Genomic DNA, 19,711 nt, shown 5'->3' on the forward strand with positions numbered 1-19,711 from the left:
CAGCGCATGCCGGCTGTCCCGCCTGCTAGCCGACGTCCACGATGGTCACCCGCGGCCCCTCGTCGCCGCCCTGGCGCTTGCGGGCCAGGTGTGTGGCCACCACGCCGATGATGCCCACGGCCCACACCAGCGCCACCGCCACCGCCGCGGTGCGGAAATCGGCGATGGTGTAGTGCGGGTGCTCGCCCACCCGGGACAGGCTCATGCCAAAGAGCTGCGCGCCGAGCATGGTGGCGGTAAACCCGCCCATGTTGCCCAGGCCGGTGGCGGTGGCCACTACGGAGCGGTCCATGTTCTCGCGCACGATGTCGAAGCCGTAGTTGGCCGCGGGGCTGCACAGTGCCACGGCCACCATGAGGATGAAAAGGGAGAGGTAGCTGCCGCCAAAGGCAAAGAAGAGCGCCCAGGCGCTCATGTGAGCCAGCGTGAGAGCGATGGCCAGCCAGGGGCGGTAGCCGCGGGCGCGGGAAGAGATATTGCCGTGCAAAGGCCCGGCCAGCACCACGCACACGCTCAGCCAGGTCAACACCCAGCCGGCCTGCGTCTTGGGCACGCCGAGGCCTTGAGTCATCATGGGGATGCCCCACAGCAGGGCAAAGACGTTGGCGGTGATCATGCCGATGTAGTGGATGAAGAAGGCCTGCCAGGCCACCGGGCTGCGCAGCACGTGCCGCAGGCGGGCGCGCACCGTCTGTGTTTGGGAGTTGGGCTGTTCCTTCGGGGCATCGAGGATACCCGCTGATTCAGGGGAGTCCGCCACGGCCACCGCGGCGGCCAGCGCGATGAGGATGCCCACCGCACCGAGGGAGACAAACGCCGTGGTCCACCCGGCCCAGCCCAGGAATAGGGAGAAGGGCACGGCGGAGATGAATTGGCCCAGCTGGCCCAGCGAGGAGGTGACCTGTGTGAACATCGGGGTGCGGTGCAGCGGGAACCAGTAGGGCAGGATGCGCATGACAGAGAGGAACGCGGTGGCATCGCCGGCGCCGATGAGCAGGCGTGCGCCGATGGCTACCCAGTAGTTGCTGGTCACGCCCAGCAGGGTTTGGCCCAGGCCCATGATGACCGCACCGATGACCAGCAGCTTGCGCGGCCCGTACTTGTCAATGAGGATGCCGGTGGGGATCTGTGCCAGCGCGTAGATGCCCACCTGCACGGTGGTGAAGACAGCGATGCGGGAGGCATCAACCTGGAAGCGGTCGATGGCCTCCAGGCCGGCCACGCCAAAGGAGGTTCTGCCGGTGATCGCCATGATGTAGACCAGCATCGCGGCAACCCACACAGTGAGCGCTTTGGTTGTGATCACTTCTCGCGGATTAGGCACAGACATGGCTGATACTTTACGCGCCAGCGATTATGATGCAGGGGGTGAAGTACATTTCTACCCGCGATACCACCCGTCACCGCGCCGCCTTCAGCGATATCCTCCTCGGGGGCCTGGCCCCCGATGGCGGTCTCTACCTTCCGGAGGACTACCCGCGACTCGATGACGCAACGCTCAACGCGTGGCGCAACGTGCTTGCTGAATCCGGCTACGCCGCCCTCGCGGCCGAGGTTCTCAAGCTCTTCGTCGACGATATCCCGGCGGAGGATCTGGAGGGCATCGCCAAGCGGGCCTATACCTACCCCAAGTTCTCCAGCGAGGAGATCGTTCCCGTGACCCGCCTGGGGGAGGGGATCTTCCTCGGCCACCTCTCGCAGGGGCCCACCGCGGCCTTTAAGGACATGGCCATGCAGCTGCTGGGTGAGCTCTTCGAGTACGAGCTGGCCCGCCGCGGGGAGACCCTCAACATTCTGGGCGCTACCTCCGGCGATACCGGCTCCTCCGCCGAGTACGCCATGCGTGGGCGCCCCGGTATCCGGGTGTTCATGCTCACCCCGGCCGGGCGCATGACGCCTTTCCAACAGGCGCAGATGTTCGGCCTGGATGATCCGAACATCTTCAACATCGCGCTGGACGGCGTCTTCGATGACTGCCAGGACGTGGTCAAGGCGGTGTCTGCTGACGCCGACTTCAAAGCCGCCCGCAAGATTGGCGCGGTCAACTCCATCAACTGGGCGCGCCTGATGGCGCAGGTGGTGTACTACATCTCCTGCTACCTCAAGGTGACCTCGGAGAACACCGAGAAGGTCTCCTTCTGCGTGCCCACCGGCAACTTCGGCGATATCTGCGCCGGCCACATCGCCCGCCAGATGGGCCTGCCCATCGATCGCCTCATCGTGGCCACCAATGAGAACGACGTGCTCGACGAGTTCTTCCGCACCGGCCACTACCGCCCGCGCTCGGCGCAGCAGACCCACAAGACCTCCTCGCCCTCGATGGATATTTCGCGGGCCTCCAACTTTGAGCGCTTTGCCTTCGATCTGCTCGGCCGTGACGCCGCACGCGTGGCTGAGCTCTTCGGCCCGGCGCTCAAGGAGGGCGGGTTCAGCGTGGAGCCTGCGGAACTGGAGCGCGCCCGCCACGAGTTCGGCTTCGCCTCCGGTTCCTCCACCCATGCCGACCGCCTGCGCACCATCAAGGAGGTATACGAGCGCTACGAGTACCTGCTGGATCCGCACACAGCAGACGGCGTGAAGGTGGCCCGCGACGTGCAGGAAGAGGAGGGCATTTCCTCGCCCATCGTGTGCCTGGAGACGGCCCTGCCGGTGAAGTTTGCCGAGACCATCGAGGAGGCCATCGGCACCGTGCCCGAGGTCCCCGAGCGCTTCGCGGGCATTCTCGACGCCGAGCGCCACGTCACCGATCTGCCCAACGACGCCGCTGTGGTCAAGGACTTCATCGCGTCCACCATCGATTCCACGGAGGTCTAGCCATGGCACAGGAAAACTTTGCCGGCCCGGAGTACTTCACCGAGTTTGACCAAGAGGAGTTCTTCCAGCAGCTGCAGGAAAAGGCCGAGCGGGAGAAGGCTGAGCAAGGCCAGACCGAGCAGGAGAAGGGCACCGAGAACAACGCCGACAAGGATGAGCAGGATAACTAGCTAAGGATGAGCACTACTCACCGCCGCGGCCTGCGGTGCTGCGGCGTACTCGTGGTGGCCGCCGGGCTCGCGCTCGGCGGCTGTTCCGCGCTGGAGCCCGTGGCCCAGGCCCCGGCGCCTCCGGTGGCGGTGGTGGAATCCTCCACGGTGGTGCTGCCCCCGCGCGGCCAGACCCCGGCGCACTCGCCGCTGCCCCCGGGCACCGCGCTGGATTTCTCCCGCTCGCTGCCGCAGGAGGGCCAGAACTCTGACTACCAGCTTTGCACGGCGGCGTGGAGCTTCACGCTTGCCGACGGCCGCTCCATCGCCGTCACCGCCTCCCACTGCGGTGAGGTAGGGGACAAAGTGTGGGCGGGTGCTGCGGACAATGACTTCATCTATCCCGCCGAGCCCATCGGGGAGGTCATCTACTCCGACCTCAGCGCGCCGGATTCCCATCACCTCGACGTGGCCTTTGTGGAGCTTTATGGCAACGCGCACTCCGCGGACGTGGTGACCCAGCAGTGGCTGGAGACCAACGTCGCCACCGCCGAGGGCGCTGAGGGTGCGGCGGCCCTGCCCGAGAGCGTGTGCAAGCTGGGGCGCATGACGGGGCAGACCTGCGGGCAGCTGGTGGATAATGCGGCGCTGAGCACCCTCAACACCGGCGTGGACTCAGTGGGTACCCGTGCTGCCCGCGCCGCGGTGTGCGGCACCAACGGGGACTCGGGCGGGCCGGTCTTCGGCGCGCCGGGCACCCCGGAGGAAGGGCTCATCGTCGGCGTGGTCTCCGGCACTACCGCTGCGCTGGAGGAGGGCAGCAGCTGCGCCGATAACCCGGAGATGGAGATGGCCTTTACCCCGGCTGCGGATATCCAAGCACTCATCCCGCAGGTGTTGGGGGAGCAGGCCTAGGGGCCGTGCCACGCGGCAGGCCGCGCCCCACGCGTGCCCCGCCTGCGCGCCCAGGCGGTAGCCTAGGAACTATGCCTACCCCAGATTTCATTGTCTCCTTGCGTGAGAAAATTGGCCACGAGCAGCTCTTTCTTCCCGGCGTGACGGCGGTGATCATCCGGCCGGTCCCAGAGGGTGCCCCGCTGTGGGAAGTACCCACGGTGCTGCTGGCACAGCGCGCCGATAACGAGAATTGGGCGCCGATCTCCGGCATCTGCGAGCCGGGGGAGGAGGCCAGTACCACCGCGCTGCGCGAGATCAAAGAGGAGGTGGGCCTCGACGCGCAGTTCGAGGCGCTGCTCGGCGTAGGCCAGGTGGGGCCGGTGACCTACCCCAACGGGGATCAGTGCCTGTTTATGGATACCGCCATCCGCGTCTCGGTGGCGGCCGATGCCGAGCCGGTCATCTCCGATGAGGAAAACCTTGACGCCCAGTGGTTCTCCGTGGCGCACCTGCCTTCCTCCGTCAACGCCACCCACCGCATGCTCATCGCGGATGCCGTGGCGCAGATGCGCCACCCCCAAGGCTTCCGCCCGCGCGTGGGTTATAGCAAGCGTTCCCGTTAAGCGCGCCGCTTTGCGCTGTGTGAAGCCGCCGTGTGAATCCGCTGCTCAGCGGTCACCTGACAGAAAAATATTGGATAGAGAAAACGCGGGTGATATTCTGAAGGCCCGTAGGTCGTACAGAATGCGCCTGCGGGTTTGCTGATCGCAGGTGACTTTCGGCGTTGATAACTATCGGCCAATAAATATTGGCCAGAAAGGTGCCACATGCCACCTCGTTCCACTCGCAGCACCCGATTCGTCTTCGTCACCGGCGGCGTGGTCTCCTCCCTGGGCAAGGGCCTGACCGCCGCCTCGCTGGGCCAGCTACTCACCGCCCGCGGGCTCTCTGTGACCATGCAGAAGCTCGATCCTTACCTCAACGTGGATCCGGGGACCATGAATCCCTTCGAACACGGTGAGGTTTTTGTCACTGAAGACGGCGCGGAAACCGATCTGGACCTCGGCCACTATGAGCGCTTCCTGGATCGTAACCTCACCAAAAACGCCAATGTGACCACCGGCAAGGTCTACTCCTCGGTCATTGCCAAGGAGCGCCGCGGCGAATACCTGGGTAAAACCGTCCAGGTCATCCCGCACATCACCGATGAGATCAAGTCCCGCATCCTGGCCATGGGCGAGCCCGACGCCGAAGGCAACACCCCTGACGTGGTGATCTCCGAAATCGGCGGCACCGTGGGCGATATCGAGTCCCAGCCCTTCCTGGAAGCTGCCCGCCAGGTCCGCCACGAGGTAGGCCGGGAGAACATCTTTTTCATGCACTGTTCGCTCGTGCCCTACCTGGCCACCTCAGGCGAGCTGAAGACCAAGCCCACCCAGCACTCCGTGGCGGAGCTGCGCTCCATCGGTATCGTGCCGGACGCGGTGGTGCTGCGCTGTGACCGTGAGGTGCCCCAGGCGCTGAAGAAGAAGATCGCGCTCATGGCTGACGTCGAGGAGGAAGGCGTGGTCTCCTGCCCGGATTCGCCCTCCATTTACGACATCCCGGAGGTCCTGTACAAGGAACACCTGGATACCTTTGTCATCCGCAAGCTAGGCCTACCCTTCCGGGATGTGGATTGGCGCCAGTGGGGCGATCTCTTGCAGCGCGTACGCCACCCGCAGCGTGAGGTCACCGTGGGCATCGTGGGCAAGTACATCGACCTGCCCGATGCCTACCTTTCCGTGGCCGAGGCCATCCGCCATGCCGCCTTTGCCCACCGTGCCAAGGCCAACCTGGTGTGGATTACCTCCGATGACTGCGAGGCGGATGCCGCCGGCCAGCTGGATCAGCTCGACGCCATCGTGGTCCCCGGCGGCTTCGGCGTGCGCGGCATCGAAGGCAAGATTGCCGCCGTGGCCTACGCACGAGAGCACAAGATTCCTTTCCTGGGGCTGTGCCTGGGCCTGCAGTGCACTGTGCTGGAGGCTGCTCGCCGCGCCGGCATTGCTGATGCCTCCTCCACGGAGTTCGATCCGCACACCAGCGCGCCGGTGATATCTACCATGGCTGAGCAGCAGGCCGCGGTCTCCGGCCAAGCCGATCTGGGCGGCACGATGCGCCTGGGCGCCTACCCGGCCACACTACAGGAAGGCTCCGTGGTGGCTGAGGCCTACGGCGCCACCGAGGTCTCCGAGCGCCACCGCCACCGCTACGAGGTCAACAACGCCTACCGCGAGCAGATCGCGCAAGGCTCTGGCCTGGTCTTTTCCGGCACCTCCCCGGATGGCACACTGGTGGAGTTTGTGGAGTACCCCGCCGAGGAGCACCCGTTCATGGTGGCCACCCAGGCCCATCCCGAGTACAAGTCCCGCCCCACGCGTCCGCATCCGCTTTTCGATGCCCTCCTGGGCGCCGCGCTGGGTGACTGACGGTACGGCGTGCTGCTGGCAGGCTCTGGTATTGAGAGCCTACACCCTCAGTGGGGCTGCCCGCGGTGTCACCGGCGCAGGCAGTGCGGTCTCGCCCATGAGGTCGGCGTCGACAGCCGCGGCAGCAGCGCGGCCCTCGGCGATGGCCCACACGATGAGTGACTGCCCGCGCCCGCAATCGCCGGCCACGTAGACCGGCGGGCGAAAGCCGGGGAAGAGCGGCTTGGTCTCCGCGCGGTAGCGGCCATCGCGCACCATGCGGCCGCGCTCGTCGAAGGCCACACCGAGCTCGTGAATGAGGCCGCCCCGTTCCGCTCCCTGGAACCCGAGAGCAAGAAGAACCAGGTCGGCATCCATCTCAAAGTCGGTGTCCTCGATGGGCTGGCGGCGGCCATCGACCACCTCTACCTTGTTGCCGCGCAGCGAGGTCACCTTGCCCTCGCGGCCGTGGAAGGACACGGTGTTCACGGAGTAGGCGCGCTGGCCCAGGGCCTCGCCAGGCGCGCGATGGGCCAGGCCGAGTGCTGCGATCTCCGCGGCGGATTCATCACCGGTGACGGTGTACTGGCCCTCCTCGTGGGCGGTGGCCACCCGGTAGAGCAGCGGGTACATCGGCCATGGTGTTGAGGCCGCGCGGTTGAGCGGGGCCTTGGGGTGGATATCGAATTGGGTAACACTGACCGCACCCTGGCGCAGCGCGGTGCCAAAACAGTCCGTGCCCGTGTCGCCGCCGCCGATGATCACCACCTTCTTGCCCTTGGCGCTGAGCGCGGATTCGGGGTAATCGCCCTCGTTGACCCGGTTCTGCCAAGTGAGGTACTCCATCGCGGAGTAGATGCCCGTGAGCGAGCGGCCCTCAACCGGCAGATCGCGGGCCACGGGCGTGCCGGTGGCGAGCACAACGGCGTCGTAGGAGTTGAGGCTTGCCGCGGTGGGGGAGACCCCGGCGCGAAACTCGGTGCCCTCAGCGCGCATCTGTTCCAGGCGGCGGGTGATCCACTTCTTTTCCATCTTGTATTCCGGCACGCCGTAGCGCATGAGCCCGCCGAGACGGTCATCGCGCTCAAAGACGGTGACCTTGTGGCCGGCGCGGGTGAGCTGCTGGGCCGCAGCTAAGCCGGCGGGCCCAGAGCCCACCACCGCCACGCGCATGCCGGTATCCAGGGACGGGGTAATCGGCGTGACCCAGCCCTCGTCGAAGCCACGCTCCACAATCGCCAGCTCCACGTTCTTGATGGTCACGGGTTCGTCGTTGATCCCCAGCACGCAGGCGCCCTCGCAAGGCGCGGGGCACAGGCGGCCGGTGAACTCGGGGAAGTTGTTGGTGGCGTGCAGACGCTCGAAGGCCTCCCGCCAGCGGTCTTGGCGCACCAGATCATTCCACTCGGGAATGATATTGCCCAGGGGGCAGCCCTCGTGGCAGAAGGGCACGCCGCAGTCCATGCAGCGCGTGGCCTGCTGCTCAATCTGCCCGGCGGGTGCGTCTTCATAGACCTCGCGGTAATCCATGAGCCGCAGTGGCACCGGGCGGTGCGCCGGCTCCTGGCGGTGAAATTGCTGAAATCCGTGTGGGTTAGCCATTACTGAACAGCCTCCATGATTGCGTCGTTGGCGTCGCGGCCCTCGCGCTCGGCCGCGTCGATGATGGTGAGAACCCTGCGGTAGGCGGCAGGGACGATCTTGAGAAACTCCCGCGGGGTGACGGTGAGGCGCGAGCCGGTCAGTGCCGTGTGGCGCGCGAGGATCTCCGCCAGGAACTCCTCGTCCGCGCCGGTGAGAGCCTCGATGCTGTCGGCCACGTCCGCGTTGAGTTTGGAGTGCAGCCCCGGTTGGTCCAGGACGTAGCAGGTGCCGCCGCTCATGCCGGCGCCGAAGTTCTCTCCGATTGCGCCGGCGATGATCACGGTGCCGCCGGTCATGTACTCGCAGCCGTGGTTGCCAATGCCCTCGACCACCGCGGTGGCCCCGGAGTTGCGCACGCAGAAGCGCTCGCCCACCGCGCCGCGGATGAAGAGCTCGCCACTGGTGGCGCCGTAGGCGGTGACGTTGCCGGCGATGATGTCCGGCCCATGGGGGAGCTGGCGGGGTGCGGAAGAGGCGGGGCGCAGGATGATGCGCCCGCCGCAGAGCCCCTTGCCCACGAAGTCGTTGGCATCACCTTCCACGTCAAGCGTGAGACCCGCCGGAATGAACGCGCCCAGGGAGTTGCCGGCGGAGCCGGTGAGGCGGACGGTGATGGTGTCCTGCGGCAGGCCGTGGGCTCCGGCCGCGCGAGTGATGCGCGAGCCCACCATCGTACCCACCGAGCGGTCCCGGTTGGACACCGGGTAGTGCAGCTCCACCGCGGGTGCCTTGCCTGCAGCCATCCAGCTCGGCGCGGTGGCGGAGGACTTGGCCGCGGCGGCGTCAATGGTTAGCTGCGCATCAGCGATGATGCGGTGATCGAGAGCCTGTTCCAGACCGTGGTCCTGGCTCTTGGTGCAGCGCAGGTTCTGGTTGCGGAAGTGCGCGGACTCCACGCGCTGGAGCACCGGGGAGAGATCCAGCTTGTCGCCGCGCCGGGGGCGGCCATCGGGGCCTTCTTGCGGGGCGCGCTGGCGTAGCACCTGGGATTGGCCCACGGCCTCGTCGATGGACCGAAAACCCAGCTGGGCTAGGTACTCGCGGACCTCTTGGGCAATGAAGGTAAAGAAATTGACCACGTGATCCGCCGAGCCGGTGAACTTCTTGCGCAGCTCGGGATTCTGGGTGGCAATGCCCACCGGGCAGGTATCCAGGTGGCACACGCGCATCATGATGCAGCCCTCCACCACCAGGGGTGCGGTGGCAAAGCCGAACTCCTCGGCGCCCAGGAGCGCGGCGATAACCACGTCGCGTCCGGTCTTGAGCTGGCCGTCGCACTGCACGCGGATGCGGTCGCGCAGGCCGTTGAGCAGCAGCGTGTGCTGGGTTTCGGCCAGCCCCAGTTCCCAGGGGCCGCCGGCGTGCTTGAGCGAGGTCAAGGGGGACGCCCCCGTGCCGCCGTCGTGGCCGGAGACGAGGAGGACATCGGCGTGCGCCTTGGACACACCCGCTGCCACCGCGCCGATGCCTTGCTCGGAGACGAGCTTGACGTGAATGCGGGCCTCCGGGTTGGCGCACTTGAGGTCGTAGATGAGCTGGGCTAAGTCCTCGATGGAGTAGATGTCGTGGTGCGGCGGCGGGGAGATGAGCCCCACGCCCGGGGTGGTCACCCGCACTTGGGCAATCCACGGGTAGACCTTGTGGGGCGGCAGCTGCCCGCCCTCGCCGGGCTTGGCGCCCTGGGCCATCTTGATTTGGATGTCGGTGCAGTTGCTGAGATAGTGGCTGGTCACCCCAAAGCGCCCAGAGGCCACCTGCTTGATGGCCGAGCGCCGCCAGTCGCCGTTGGGCTCGACCTCAAAGCGTGCGGGATCCTCGCCGCCCTCGCCCGAGTTGGACATGGCGTGCAGCCGGTTCATGGCGATGGCCAGCGTCTCGTGGGCCTCAGCGGAGATTGAGCCGTAGCTCATCGCGCCGGTGGAGAAGCGCTGGACGATGTCCGCCACCGGCTCCACCTCCTCGACGGAGATTGCGGGCCGGTCCGGCACAAACTCCATCAGCCCGCGCAGGGTGACCAGGCGCCGGGACTGATCGTTGACCGCGCGGGTGTAGTCCTGGAAAATCTGGTACTGGCCTGTGCGGGTGGCGTGCTGCAGCGTGAAGATGGTCTCCGGATTAAAGAGGTGGAACTCGCCCTCGCGGCGCCACTTGTACTCGCCGCCCAGCTCGAGGGCACGGTGGGCGTTTTCCTCCGGGCGGGGCAAGAAGGCGCTGCGGTGGCGGGCTTCGACGTCGGCGGCGAGATCCTCCAGGGTGGCGCCGGAGATGGGGGAGGCCACCCCGCCGAAGTAGTGATCGAGGAGGTCGCGGTGGAGCCCGGTGACGTCGGCAAGCTGCGCTCCGCGGTAGGAGGAGACCGTGGCGATACCCATCTTGGACATCACCTTGAGCACGCCCGAGGTGGCGGCGCGCACGTAGTTGGAGCAGGCCTCATCCAGGCTGAGCTGGCCCAGCTGGCCGCCAAGACGCAGCTCGTCGATGGTCTCGAAGGCCATGTAGGGGTTGATGGCGTCCGCGCCGAAAGCGATGAGCATGGCCAGGTGGTGGACCTCGTGGGCATCGCCTGCCTCGAGGACCAGGGAGGCGCGGGTGCGGGTGCGCTCGCTGACCATGTGCTGGTGCACCGCGGAGGCCAGCAGCAGGGAGGGGATGGGGGCGAAGCGCTCGTCGGATTCGCGGTCAGAGAGCACGATGAGGGAGTAGCCGGCGGCCACGGCGGCGTCGACCTCGCGCAGGACGCGGGCGATGGCCTCGCGCATGCCGCGCCCGTGGTGGGCCACCGGGTAGAGCCCGGAAATCACCTGCGCGCCAAAGGGCTCGGCTAGGCCGTCGTCGTTGGCGTGCACGAGCGTGGTGAACTCGTGGTTATCGATGATAGGACTGTCCAGGTGGATGCGCCGCGCGGCCTGGGCGTCGGGGCCCAGCACGTCGGATTGCGCTCCGAGCAGGGTGAACATCGAGGTGATGTTCTTCTCCCGGATGGAATCCAACGGCGGGTTAGTCACCTGCGCGAAGCGCTGGGAGAAGAAATCGAAGAGCAGGCGCGGGCGCTGCGAGAGCGCGGCGATGGGCGTATCGGATCCCATGGAGCCGATGGCCTCGGCGCCGTTTTCTGCCATGGGCTTGATGATGAGGTCGACGGCTTCCTCGGTGATGCCAAAGACGCGCTGGCGCAGGACCACTCGGTTGTGCGGCATGTACTCGTAGCGGGTCTGTGGCAGCTGGGCAATGGGCACGAAGTTCTCCCGGATCCACTCCCCATAGGGCGCGGCGGTGGCCAGGCGCTGCTTAATCTCCGCGTCCTCCACGATGCGCCCGGCGGCGGTGTCCACGAGGAACATCTGGCCGGGTTGCACACGCGTGCGCTTGACGATGTCCCCCGGATCCACCTCCAGCACCCCCGCCTCCGAGGCCATGATGACCAGGCCGTGATCGGTGATCCAGATGCGCCCGGGGCGCAGGCCGTTGCGGTCCAGGGTGGCGCCGACGAGGCTGCCATCGCTAAAAGCCACCGAGGCCGGGCCGTCCCAGGGCTCCATGAGACAGGAGTGGTACTCGTAGAAGTCCCGCAGCTGCGGGTCGATGTTCTCCGCGTGCTCCCAGGCCTGGGGGATCATCATCATGATGGCGTGCGGCAGACTGCGCCCGCCCAGGTGAAGCAGCTCCACGGCCTCGTCGAAGACTGTAGTGTCCGAGCCGCTCGGCGCGCAGATGGGCAGGACGCGCTCCAGCGGGCCCAAGACCTCGGAGCGGATGAGGGCCTCGCGGGCGCGCATCCAGTTCTCGTTGCCTTTGACAGTGTTGATCTCTCCGTTGTGGGCCACCATGCGGAAGGGGTGCGCCAGCGGCCAGGAGGGAAAGGTGTTGGTGGAAAAACGCGAGTGGACCACGGCGATGGCGGATTCCATGCGGGGATCGCGCAGGTCGGCGTAGAAGCCCGCCAGCTGCGGGGTAGTGAGCATGCCCTTGTAGACCATCGTGCGCGCCGAGAGCGAGGGGAAGTAGACGGTGTCCTCGCCGTTCTTGGTTCCCAGCTCGCGCTCGCAGCGCTTGCGGATGAAAAACATGACGCGGTCGAGCTCGATGCCCTCAAGCAACCTGCCCTCGCGCTCGACGCTGAGGAAGAGCTGCGCGAACTGCGGCATGGTATCGCGCGAGATGCTGCCCAGCTCCGAGGGATCCGTGGGCACGGTGCGCCAGCCCAGGACAGTGGCGCCCTCCTCGGCAGCGATGGCCTCGACTTCACGCGTGGCGTCGAGCATGGCCATGCGTGTGCGGGGCAGGAAGGCGATGCCGGTGGCGTAGGCCCCGGCCGGCGGGAGGTCAAAGCCTTCCTCGGCGGCTACTGCGCGGCAGAAGGCGTCGGGAACTTGGAGGAGGATTCCTGCGCCGTCGCCGCTGGTGGGCTCCGCGCCGGCGGCGCCGCGGTGCTCCAGGTTGACCAGTGCGCGGATGCCCTTGTCCACGATCTCGCGGCTGGGGCGGCCGTACATGTCTGCCACGAAGGCCACACCGCAGGAGTCCTTTTCAAAGTCCGGGTTGTACAAGCCCGTGCGGGGTTGCGTGTTCACCAGTGTTCACCTCACTTGTTTGTGTGCCGGGGTAGCGCTTCAGGAAGAAACCTACCTGTCTACCTATAGAAAATATACGGCACTGCCGAAACCCGCGGGTGAATTGGGCGGATTTTGGCTAGCTGACGGTCTCGGTGCGCGTCGAGCTCGCCGTGCGGGTGCGCAGATCCACGATGCCCACGGCGAGGGAGGTGCAGCAGATTCCGATGATCGTCGCAAAGCCAGCGATGAGGGAGGTGGTCCAGCTGTGGCTAGCCAGCACACCGAAGGTCACGGCGGTGACCACCGTCAGGCCAATCGAGGTGCCAATGCGCTGCCCCGTTTGCAGGATGGCGCCGGAGGCCCCTGCGTACTCGGTGGGCACGTCCGCCAGGGTGAGCGTCTGGTTAGGGCTGATGACCGTGCCCTGCGCGCAGCCCACGATGGCCAAGCTGGCAATGAGCCACCATTCCGGGATGCCAAAGCGCTCAACCGCCCAGATAAGAGCAATGGTCAGGCTCAGCCCCACGAGGACCAGCACCATACCGCCGATGACGATCGATCGCCCCTTGGCAATGACGTGCTTGCCCGCCCAGTTAGCTGAAAGAGCGCTGAGCAGGGCGGCCGGCACGCCGATGGTGCCCGCCACCAGCGCTGAATGCCCCAGGGCGTTCTGGAAGTACAGCGCCACCAGGACCCAGATGCTGGTAATGCCGCCGAACCACAGCATGGCCAGCAGGGAACCGTTGCGGAAGCTGGAATGGTGAAAGACATCCAGGTTGACCATGGGGGCGTTACCCTTGGCCTCCACGCGGCGCTCCCAGCGCGCCCATGCGAAGAGCAGGAGCGCCGCCAGCGGGAGAAGCGCCCAGAACCAGGCGGAGCCGCCCGCCTCCATGAAGGGAATCATGACCGCAAGGACCGCCAGGCCCAGCAGAAGCGCGCCGAAAGGATCGAGGGAGGCGACGGTCTTCAGCGCGCCGATGGGCCGGCCAGTCTCCTCGCTGCGGATGCGCGCCAGGAGAGGGCGCGGGAACCACAGCAGGCCCAACACAATGGCGAGGATGCCGAAAGGAAGGTTAACCAGGAAGGTCAGGCGCCAGCCCAGCTCCGGCCCGCCCAGTTTAATCAGCAAGCCGCCAAGCACCGGGCCGATGGCCACGGCCACACCCACGGTGGAACCGAAGAAACCAAAGGCGCGTCCGCGCTCGGTGCCGCGGAAATACTGTTGAATCATGCCCACGCCCTGCGGGTTGAGAAAGCCCGCGCCCACGCCCTGGATGAAGCGCGCGGTGTTGAGCATCTCTGCATTCGGGGCCACGCCGGCGACCACCGAGCTGGCCGTGTAGATCACGATGCCGAGCAGGAACATACCCCCGCGGCCCAGCAGATCGCCCGCGCGGCCCGCCGCCACGAGCACCACGCCAAAGGTCAGCGCGTACCCGGAGAGCACCCATTGCATGTCCGTCTCGTCGGCCCCGAGGCCTCTCTGGATGGAGGGTAGTGCCACGTTGATGATCGAGACACTGATGAGCGACATGAAAATAGCGGCCAAGACCACGCCGAGGATGCGCCACCGCGCGGGGTCTTGACCCGCTGGATACTCCGTTGTATTCGATTCGCTGATAACCACCGTTCTAGTGTGGGGAGTTTGCGGCCACAATTCAAGCTACTTAAGCTCTAAAGTTTTTCAGCCGCGCAGTTCCTCCAGCTGAATCTTGCGCATGTCCTGGAACTTCTCCCACGCGCCGGGCCCGCGGAGCAGCTCGTCGAGGTTCTCCGGCAGTACCTGCCAGCTGACGCCATAGCGGTCCGTGCACCAGCCACACGGTTGCTCCTCGGCGGCCAGGGCCTGCCACACGGCGTCGATCTGGGCCTGATCCTGGCACAGCACCTGAAAGGAGATGCCCGGGGTGAAGTCGAAGGCATGATCAAAGGTGGAGTCATTGATGATGGTCCACACCCCGGCCAGCTCGGCATCGGAGAACAAAATGACGCCCTCGTTCTCGGGGTAATCCACGCGCACACCGGGCTGGCTCGGCGCCACGGCGGATAGCGCCTCGATGTATGCCTCGCGGGCCTCGGCGGCCTTACCGCGGGCCTTGCTGGTAAAGAGCAGGGCGGGCATGACGCTCGGGCGCGCCGGGGAGCCGGGCTGCGGCATCATGAGCTGCCAGTCCACACCGTAGCGGTCAGCGCACCACCCAAAGAGTGGACTGAAGTCGTAGGACTGCAGCGGCATGCGCTCCTGCCCGCCCTCCATGAGCGCGGCCCAGGTCTCCCGCAGGGCCTGCTCGGCGTTGTCCATCTGGGCGGGATCGAAGGTGAGCATGAAGCTGACACTCGGGTTCGGCGCGTAGCGGTCACCGCCGTTGATGAGCGTGAGCTGGAAGCCATCGATGTTTAAGTCCACGCCCAGCGGCGCGTGCTCGGCGCCTGCCGGGTGCGCCATCACGGCATCCACGCGAGCACCGGGAAGCGCCTGGGCATAGAACTGTGCGGCCTCCTCGGCCACGCCGTTGAGCCATACTGCGGGAACAATCTTCTGCATAACGCCACCTTTTCTCTCGTTCTCTCTGGACACAGGGAATCTGCCTGTGACCAGGATACGGGAGGGGCCTAGCAGTCGTAGTAGAGCTCAAACTCCTGCGTGGTCGGGCGCAGGCGCGCCGGGATGATTTCCTCGTCGAACTTGTAGCGGATGTGGGCCTCGATGAGGTCCTCGGTGAAAACGTCGCCCGCGGTGAGGAAGTCGTGGTCAGCCTCCAGTGCGTGCAGCGCGTCCTCGAGCGAGGTGGGCACCGTGGCCACCTTTTTGAGCTCCTCGGCGGGCAGCTCGTAGACGTCCTTGTCCATCGGTTCGCCGGGCTCGATGCGGTTCTTGATGCCGTCGAGGCCTGCCATCATGGCCGCGGTAAACGCCAGGTAGGGGTTGCCGGAGGGATCCGGGGCGCGGAACTCGATGCGCTTGGCCTTCGGGTTAGCGCCGGTAGCCGGGATGCGGATGGCCGCCGAGCGGTTCTCCTGGCTGTAAACCAAGTTCACCGGGGCCTCAAAGCCCGGCACCAGGCGGTGGTAGGAGTTCATCGTCGGGTTGGTAAAGGCCAGCACCGCGCCGGCGTGCTTGAGGATGCCGCCGATGTAGTAGCGCGCCATGTCCGAAAGCCCGCCGTAGCCGGTCTCGTCATAGAAGAGCGGCTTGCCTGCCTTCCACAGGGACTGGTGGATGTGCATGCCGGAGCCGCCATCGCCGGACAGTGGCTTGGGCATGAACGTCGCGGACTTCTCGTTGGCCTTCGCGGTGTTCTTCACCACGTACTTGAAGGTCTGCATGTCGTCGGCAGCATGCAGCAGGGTGTTGAAGCGGTAGTTGATTTCCTGCTGGCCACCGGAGCCCATCTCGTGGTGGGAGCGCTCCACGCTAAAACCGATGTCCTGGAGGTGTTCACCAATCTCGTCGCGCAGATCCTGCATGTGGTCATAGGGCGAGGTGGGGAAGTAGCCGCCCTTGGTGCGCACCTTGTAGCCCAGGTTGCGGGAGCCGTCGGGATTCTCCTGCGCACCGGAGTTCCACCAGCCCTCCACAGAGTCCACCTCGTGGAAGGCCTTGTTGGAGGTGGAGTCGTAGCGCACGGAGTCGAAGATGTAGAACTCGGCCTCCGCGCCGAAGTTGCAGGTATCCGCGAAGCCCAGCTCCGCCAGGTGTGTTTCTGCCTTGCGGGCGATGTTGCGCGGGTCGCGGGAAAAGGGCTCGCGGGTGTGCGGATCGTGGACAAAGAACTTGATGTTGAGTGTCTTGGACTTGCGGAAGGGATCCACAAAGGCGGTGTCCAAATCGGGCAGGAGCATCATGTCGGATTCCTCGACCGAGGTGTAGCCGGCAATCGACGAGCCATCGAAAGCCAGGCCCTCCGCGATGGCGTCCTCGTCGAAGGCGGCGGCAGGAACGGAGAGGTGCTGCTCGACGCCGGGGACGTCCGTGAACTGAACATCGACCCAGCGGATCTCGTTGTCCCGGATGAACTTCTGGATTCCCTCCGGCGTGGTCTGGTCACTGCTGGGCTTGAAAGTACCCATGGGGTTTGTGTCGCACTCCTTAAACTGGTGGTGATTGTGGCGCACTGCAAACTGCTGGTGATTGTGGCGCACTGCACCAGTGTACGCGGATTGAGAAAACGGCACGTCAGAATGCATCTTCAGGGGTGTTGCCCGGCGAGAGCGGCGGGGGCGTGGTAGTTCACATATGCTGTGCTGCATGAGCCACGCAATGCTGAATTCTGCTTACCCGCCGTCCGACGAGCTGCTTGTGCCCGAGACCCTGGAGCGTGACATCTCTCTTCAACTGTGTCTGGGATACTCCTTCGACTGGGTCTGGGACTCCTTCATGGAGGATCCGGATGATGATCCGTGGCAGGGCCGCGAAACCGACATCGAACCAGTTCCTGATTCGCTTGAGCAGGTCATCTCCCTCGTCGCCGCCGAGTATCGCCGAAACGTTCCCGAGGATTCCCCGCACGCCCGAGCGCTGAAGCAAGTGCCAGCCGCGCTGGAAGAAGCAGGCATCGCTTGGTCCTTCGGCGAGGGCTGGGATAAGGGCGAGGCCGCCCACATCGGCCACGAGAAAGCGCAGGACAAGGGCCTGAAGGGCTACGCCTACTGCACTAACCAAGATGCGGTGGACCTCATCTTCGAAGGCACGTTGTTCATCGGCTACTCCAACGAGGAGGGCAAGGCTACCGACGCCGAAATCGGCCGCGCCGTCACCGAGGTCCTAGACAGGCTCGGCCTCAACCCGACGTGGGACGGCAACACTGGGACCCGCATCGAGTGCACCGGGCTCACCTGTGAGTTCGCGCTCGACGAGAGCTACAGCGAGACCTAGAAAACCACAACAGCACCCCACGGACCGGGTACGTGCCGGGGTGGGGTGCTGGGGATGTCGCTTAGCGACGCCGCACGCTGAGGCGCGTGCTCCTAGCAGTCGAAGTACATCTCGAACTCCTGCGGCGTCGGGCGCAGGCGGACCGGGGCGATCTCGTTGTCGTTCTTGTACTGGATGTAGGTCTCGATGAGGTCCTCGGAGAAGACGTCACCCTCGGTGAGGAACTCGTTGTCCTCCTCCAGCGCCTTAAGGGAAGCCTCGAGGGAGGTCGGCGCCTGCGGGATGGAGGCCTGCTCTGCCGGCGGCAGCTCGTAGAGGTCCTTGTCCACCGGAGCGTGCGGCTCGATGCGGTTCTTCACGCCGTCCAGGCCGGCCATCATCATGGCGGCGAAGCCGAAGTAGGGGTTGCCCGAGGGATCCGGAGCGCGGAACTCGATGCGCTTGGCCTTCGGGTTGGATCCGGTGATCGGGATGCGGATGGCCGCCGAGCGGTTGCGCTGGGAGTACACCAGGTTGATCGGCGCCTCGAAGCCCGGCACCAGGCGGTGGTAGGAGTTCAGGGTGGCGTTGGTGAAGGCCAGCACCGCCGGTGCGTGGTGGAGGATACCGCCGATGTAGTAGCGGGCGATGTCGGAGAGCCCGCCGTAGCCGGCCTCATCGTAGAAGAGCGGGGAGCCGTCCTTCCACAGGGACATGTGGGCGTGCATGCCGGAGCCGTTGTCGCCGGCCAGCGGCTTGGGCATGAAGGTGGCCGCCTTGCCGTGCTGCGCGGCGGTGTTCTTGATGGCGTACTTGAAGGTCTGGATGTCATCCGCGGCGTGCAGCAGAGAGTTGAAGCGGTAGTTAATCTCGTTCTGGCCGCCGCCGACCTCGTGGTGGTAGCGCTCGATGGCAAAACCGAGCTTCTGCAGGTTCTGCACCATGGCGTCGCGTACCTCGCCATGCTTATCGACGGGCGCGGTGGGGAAGTAGCCGCCCTTGACGCGGGTCTTGTTGCCCAGGTTCGGGGAGCCATCCAGGTTGGTCTCGGCGCCGCGGTTCCACCAGCCTTCGTCGGTATCGACCTCGTAGAAGGAGTGGTTCATCTCCGCGGAGTAGCGCACGGAGTCGAAGAGGTAGAACTCAGCCTCCGCGCCGAAGAAGCAGGTATCGGCGATTCCGGTGGAGGCGAGGTATTCCTCGGCCTTGCGGGCGACGTTGCGTGGGTCGCGGGAGAAGGGCTCAAGGGTGAGCGGATCGTGGACAAAGAACTTCATGTTCAGGGTCTTTGCCGAGCGGAAGGGATCGATGTGCGCGGTGGCGGGGTCCGGCAGCAGGGTCATATCGGACTCATCAATGCTGGTAAAGCCGCGGATGGAAGAGCCATCAAACGCGAGGCCCTGCTCGGCTGCGTCCTCATCAAACTCCGAGGCGGGGATGGAGAAGTGGTGCTCGGTACCGGGGACATCGGTGAAGCGGATGTCCAGGAATTGAACGTCTTCGTCCTTGATAAACTTAACTACGTCGTGAATAGTTTCGAAACTCACGCTGGTCTCCTCGGGTTGACTGTGATCTTGTCTCCTGTGAGTCTACAGGTCTGCTGTGTAGTCTACAGGCATTTCTGTAACTCTACAGGTATTGAATTCATGGCGCAGAGTGCGCTGCGCCACACAGCCTGCCGGCCGGGTTTTCGCTTCCCCCGATGCGGGCATTAGATTGGTGGTATGGAACAAAAGCGCACGTGGCTCGACGGGCCCGCCCTCCCCGGTGAAAATGATCTGGACGGTCCTGGCAAGTGGCCAGGTGAAAAGCTTGGTTTGCCGGAGCACGGCCCGGGCTCCTTGGCCTCGGTGGCCCGCCGTACGGGCGCAGTGCTCATCGACTGGATCGTCTGTATGCTGCTGGCCAATCTCATTGCGATGACGACGGACTTCTTCGGCGGCCCCGCCTTCCTGGGCTACGCCCTGTGGGTGGTTGTGGGCATCATCACCGGCTGGCTCTTTGCCCGCACCCCCGGAATGATGATGCTGGGAATGGGCGTGGCCCGTCTCGACGCCCCCGGCGAACGCGTGGGATTCTGGCGCGCGGCCTTGCGGACCATCCTCACGGCCTTCCTCTTCCCGGCCGCGATGGTGGACTCCGACGGCCGCGGCATCCATGACCGCGCCACCGGCACCGCGGTCATCATGGCTTAGGGAGGCACGGTCCACAACGGGCTTTCAGGGCAAGGGGCGATTCCGCCCCTTTTTCTAGTTTTCGGGGCGTGCTTGTCGGCGAGGGACGCGTGCGAGCGCTCGGTGCTGTCCCGGTCTCCCGTCCTTTGGCTCCCGTCCCTTGGCCCGTCCT

14 protein-coding genes are annotated in these 19,711 nt (G+C 65.6%); 7 read left to right on the forward strand and 7 right to left on the reverse strand.

Features of this window, described 5'->3' with window-relative positions; translation table 11 throughout:
- Positions 1-25: 25 nt before the first annotated feature.
- Positions 26-1,330, reverse strand: a complete 1,305-nt coding sequence (locus tag Q4E25_RS01625) for a nitrate/nitrite transporter (protein ID WP_303153312.1) — start codon at positions 1,328-1,330, stop codon at positions 26-28.
- A gap of 38 nt (positions 1,331-1,368) precedes the next feature.
- Here Q4E25_RS01625 and thrC point away from each other — a divergent pair, with 38 nt between their 5' ends.
- The 5 genes from thrC to Q4E25_RS01650 all read left to right on the forward strand — a co-directional run bounded on the left by thrC (position 1,369) and on the right by Q4E25_RS01650 (position 6,331).
- On the forward strand, positions 1,369-2,814 hold the full coding sequence (thrC, locus tag Q4E25_RS01630) for a threonine synthase (protein WP_303153313.1): 1,446 nt from the start codon (positions 1,369-1,371) through the stop codon (positions 2,812-2,814).
- 2 nt (positions 2,815-2,816) lie between these two features.
- Positions 2,817-2,984 carry a hypothetical protein gene (locus Q4E25_RS01635; protein ID WP_303153315.1) on the forward strand — a complete coding sequence of 56 codons (168 nt, stop codon included), beginning with the start codon at positions 2,817-2,819 and terminating at the stop codon, positions 2,982-2,984.
- 6 nt (positions 2,985-2,990) lie between these two features.
- Positions 2,991-3,878 (forward strand): trypsin-like serine protease, encoded by an 888-nt coding sequence (locus tag Q4E25_RS01640; protein WP_303153318.1) that lies wholly within the window; start codon positions 2,991-2,993, stop codon positions 3,876-3,878.
- 71 nt (positions 3,879-3,949) lie between these two features.
- The gene (locus tag Q4E25_RS01645) at positions 3,950-4,483 is read left to right on the forward strand and encodes an NUDIX domain-containing protein (RefSeq protein ID WP_303153320.1); all 534 of its coding nucleotides are present in this window, start codon (positions 3,950-3,952) and stop codon (positions 4,481-4,483) included.
- Between the two features lie 204 nt (positions 4,484-4,687).
- Positions 4,688-6,331, forward strand: a complete 1,644-nt coding sequence (locus Q4E25_RS01650; RefSeq protein ID WP_303153323.1) for a CTP synthase — start codon at positions 4,688-4,690, stop codon at positions 6,329-6,331.
- Positions 6,332-6,370: 39 nt separating this feature from the next.
- Here Q4E25_RS01650 and Q4E25_RS01655 read toward each other — a convergent pair whose 3' ends face one another.
- The 5 genes from Q4E25_RS01655 to glnA (Q4E25_RS01675) form a co-directional block, all read right to left on the reverse strand.
- Entirely contained in the window at positions 6,371-7,912 is a 1,542-nt protein-coding gene (locus Q4E25_RS01655) for a glutamate synthase subunit beta (protein WP_303153325.1), read from the reverse strand.
- The gene (gene gltB / locus Q4E25_RS01660) at positions 7,912-12,525 is read right to left on the reverse strand and encodes a glutamate synthase large subunit (RefSeq protein WP_303153326.1); all 4,614 of its coding nucleotides are present in this window, start codon (positions 12,523-12,525) and stop codon (positions 7,912-7,914) included. Before gltB ends, Q4E25_RS01655 begins: the two co-directional genes overlap by 1 nt.
- A gap of 118 nt (positions 12,526-12,643) precedes the next feature.
- Positions 12,644-14,137 carry an MFS transporter gene (locus Q4E25_RS01665; protein WP_303153327.1) on the reverse strand — a complete coding sequence of 498 codons (1,494 nt, stop codon included), beginning with the start codon at positions 14,135-14,137 and terminating at the stop codon, positions 12,644-12,646.
- A gap of 57 nt (positions 14,138-14,194) precedes the next feature.
- On the reverse strand, positions 14,195-15,055 hold the full coding sequence (locus Q4E25_RS01670) for a VOC family protein (RefSeq protein WP_303153329.1): 861 nt from the start codon (positions 15,053-15,055) through the stop codon (positions 14,195-14,197).
- Between the two features lie 68 nt (positions 15,056-15,123).
- Positions 15,124-16,581 carry a type I glutamate--ammonia ligase gene (glnA, locus tag Q4E25_RS01675; RefSeq protein WP_303153331.1) on the reverse strand — a complete coding sequence of 486 codons (1,458 nt, stop codon included), beginning with the start codon at positions 16,579-16,581 and terminating at the stop codon, positions 15,124-15,126.
- Positions 16,582-16,759: 178 nt separating this feature from the next.
- Here glnA (Q4E25_RS01675) and Q4E25_RS01680 point away from each other — a divergent pair, with 178 nt between their 5' ends.
- On the forward strand, positions 16,760-17,386 hold the full coding sequence (locus Q4E25_RS01680) for a hypothetical protein (protein ID WP_303153333.1): 627 nt from the start codon (positions 16,760-16,762) through the stop codon (positions 17,384-17,386).
- Positions 17,387-17,478: 92 nt separating this feature from the next.
- On the opposite strand, the gene glnA (Q4E25_RS01685) is transcribed toward Q4E25_RS01680, so the two are convergent.
- The gene (glnA, locus tag Q4E25_RS01685; RefSeq protein WP_303153335.1) at positions 17,479-18,912 is read right to left on the reverse strand and encodes a type I glutamate--ammonia ligase; all 1,434 of its coding nucleotides are present in this window, start codon (positions 18,910-18,912) and stop codon (positions 17,479-17,481) included.
- A 177-nt stretch (positions 18,913-19,089) separates the two neighbouring features.
- Between glnA (Q4E25_RS01685) and Q4E25_RS01690 the strand changes: the two genes are divergently transcribed.
- Complete coding sequence (locus Q4E25_RS01690) at positions 19,090-19,560, forward strand: RDD family protein (protein WP_303153337.1); 471 nt, start codon at positions 19,090-19,092, stop codon at positions 19,558-19,560.
- Positions 19,561-19,711: the final 151 nt, after the last annotated feature.

Origin of the sequence: Corynebacterium sp., assembly GCF_030532325.1 — a bacterium.
In the GTDB taxonomy this organism is placed as follows: domain Bacteria; phylum Actinomycetota; class Actinomycetes; order Mycobacteriales; family Mycobacteriaceae; genus Corynebacterium.

What these genes read in the sequence shown, in the direction of transcription:
- Q4E25_RS01625 (WP_303153312.1), bottom strand. Translation starts at nt 1,330, where the DNA reads ATGTCTGTGCCTAATCCGCGAGAAGTGATCACAACCAAAGCGCTCACT.
- Q4E25_RS01635 (WP_303153315.1), top strand. Translation starts at nt 2,817, where the DNA reads ATGGCACAGGAAAACTTTGCCGGCCCGGAGTACTTCACCGAGTTTGAC.
- Q4E25_RS01640 (WP_303153318.1), top strand. Translation starts at nt 2,991, where the DNA reads ATGAGCACTACTCACCGCCGCGGCCTGCGGTGCTGCGGCGTACTCGTG.
- Q4E25_RS01645 (WP_303153320.1), top strand. Translation starts at nt 3,950, where the DNA reads ATGCCTACCCCAGATTTCATTGTCTCCTTGCGTGAGAAAATTGGCCAC.
- Q4E25_RS01650 (WP_303153323.1), top strand. Translation starts at nt 4,688, where the DNA reads ATGCCACCTCGTTCCACTCGCAGCACCCGATTCGTCTTCGTCACCGGC.
- Q4E25_RS01655 (WP_303153325.1), bottom strand. Translation starts at nt 7,912, where the DNA reads ATGGCTAACCCACACGGATTTCAGCAATTTCACCGCCAGGAGCCGGCG.
- Q4E25_RS01670 (WP_303153329.1), bottom strand. Translation starts at nt 15,055, where the DNA reads ATGCAGAAGATTGTTCCCGCAGTATGGCTCAACGGCGTGGCCGAGGAG.
- glnA (WP_303153331.1), bottom strand. Translation starts at nt 16,581, where the DNA reads ATGGGTACTTTCAAGCCCAGCAGTGACCAGACCACGCCGGAGGGAATC.
- Q4E25_RS01680 (WP_303153333.1), top strand. Translation starts at nt 16,760, where the DNA reads ATGAGCCACGCAATGCTGAATTCTGCTTACCCGCCGTCCGACGAGCTG.
- Q4E25_RS01690 (WP_303153337.1), top strand. Translation starts at nt 19,090, where the DNA reads ATGGAACAAAAGCGCACGTGGCTCGACGGGCCCGCCCTCCCCGGTGAA.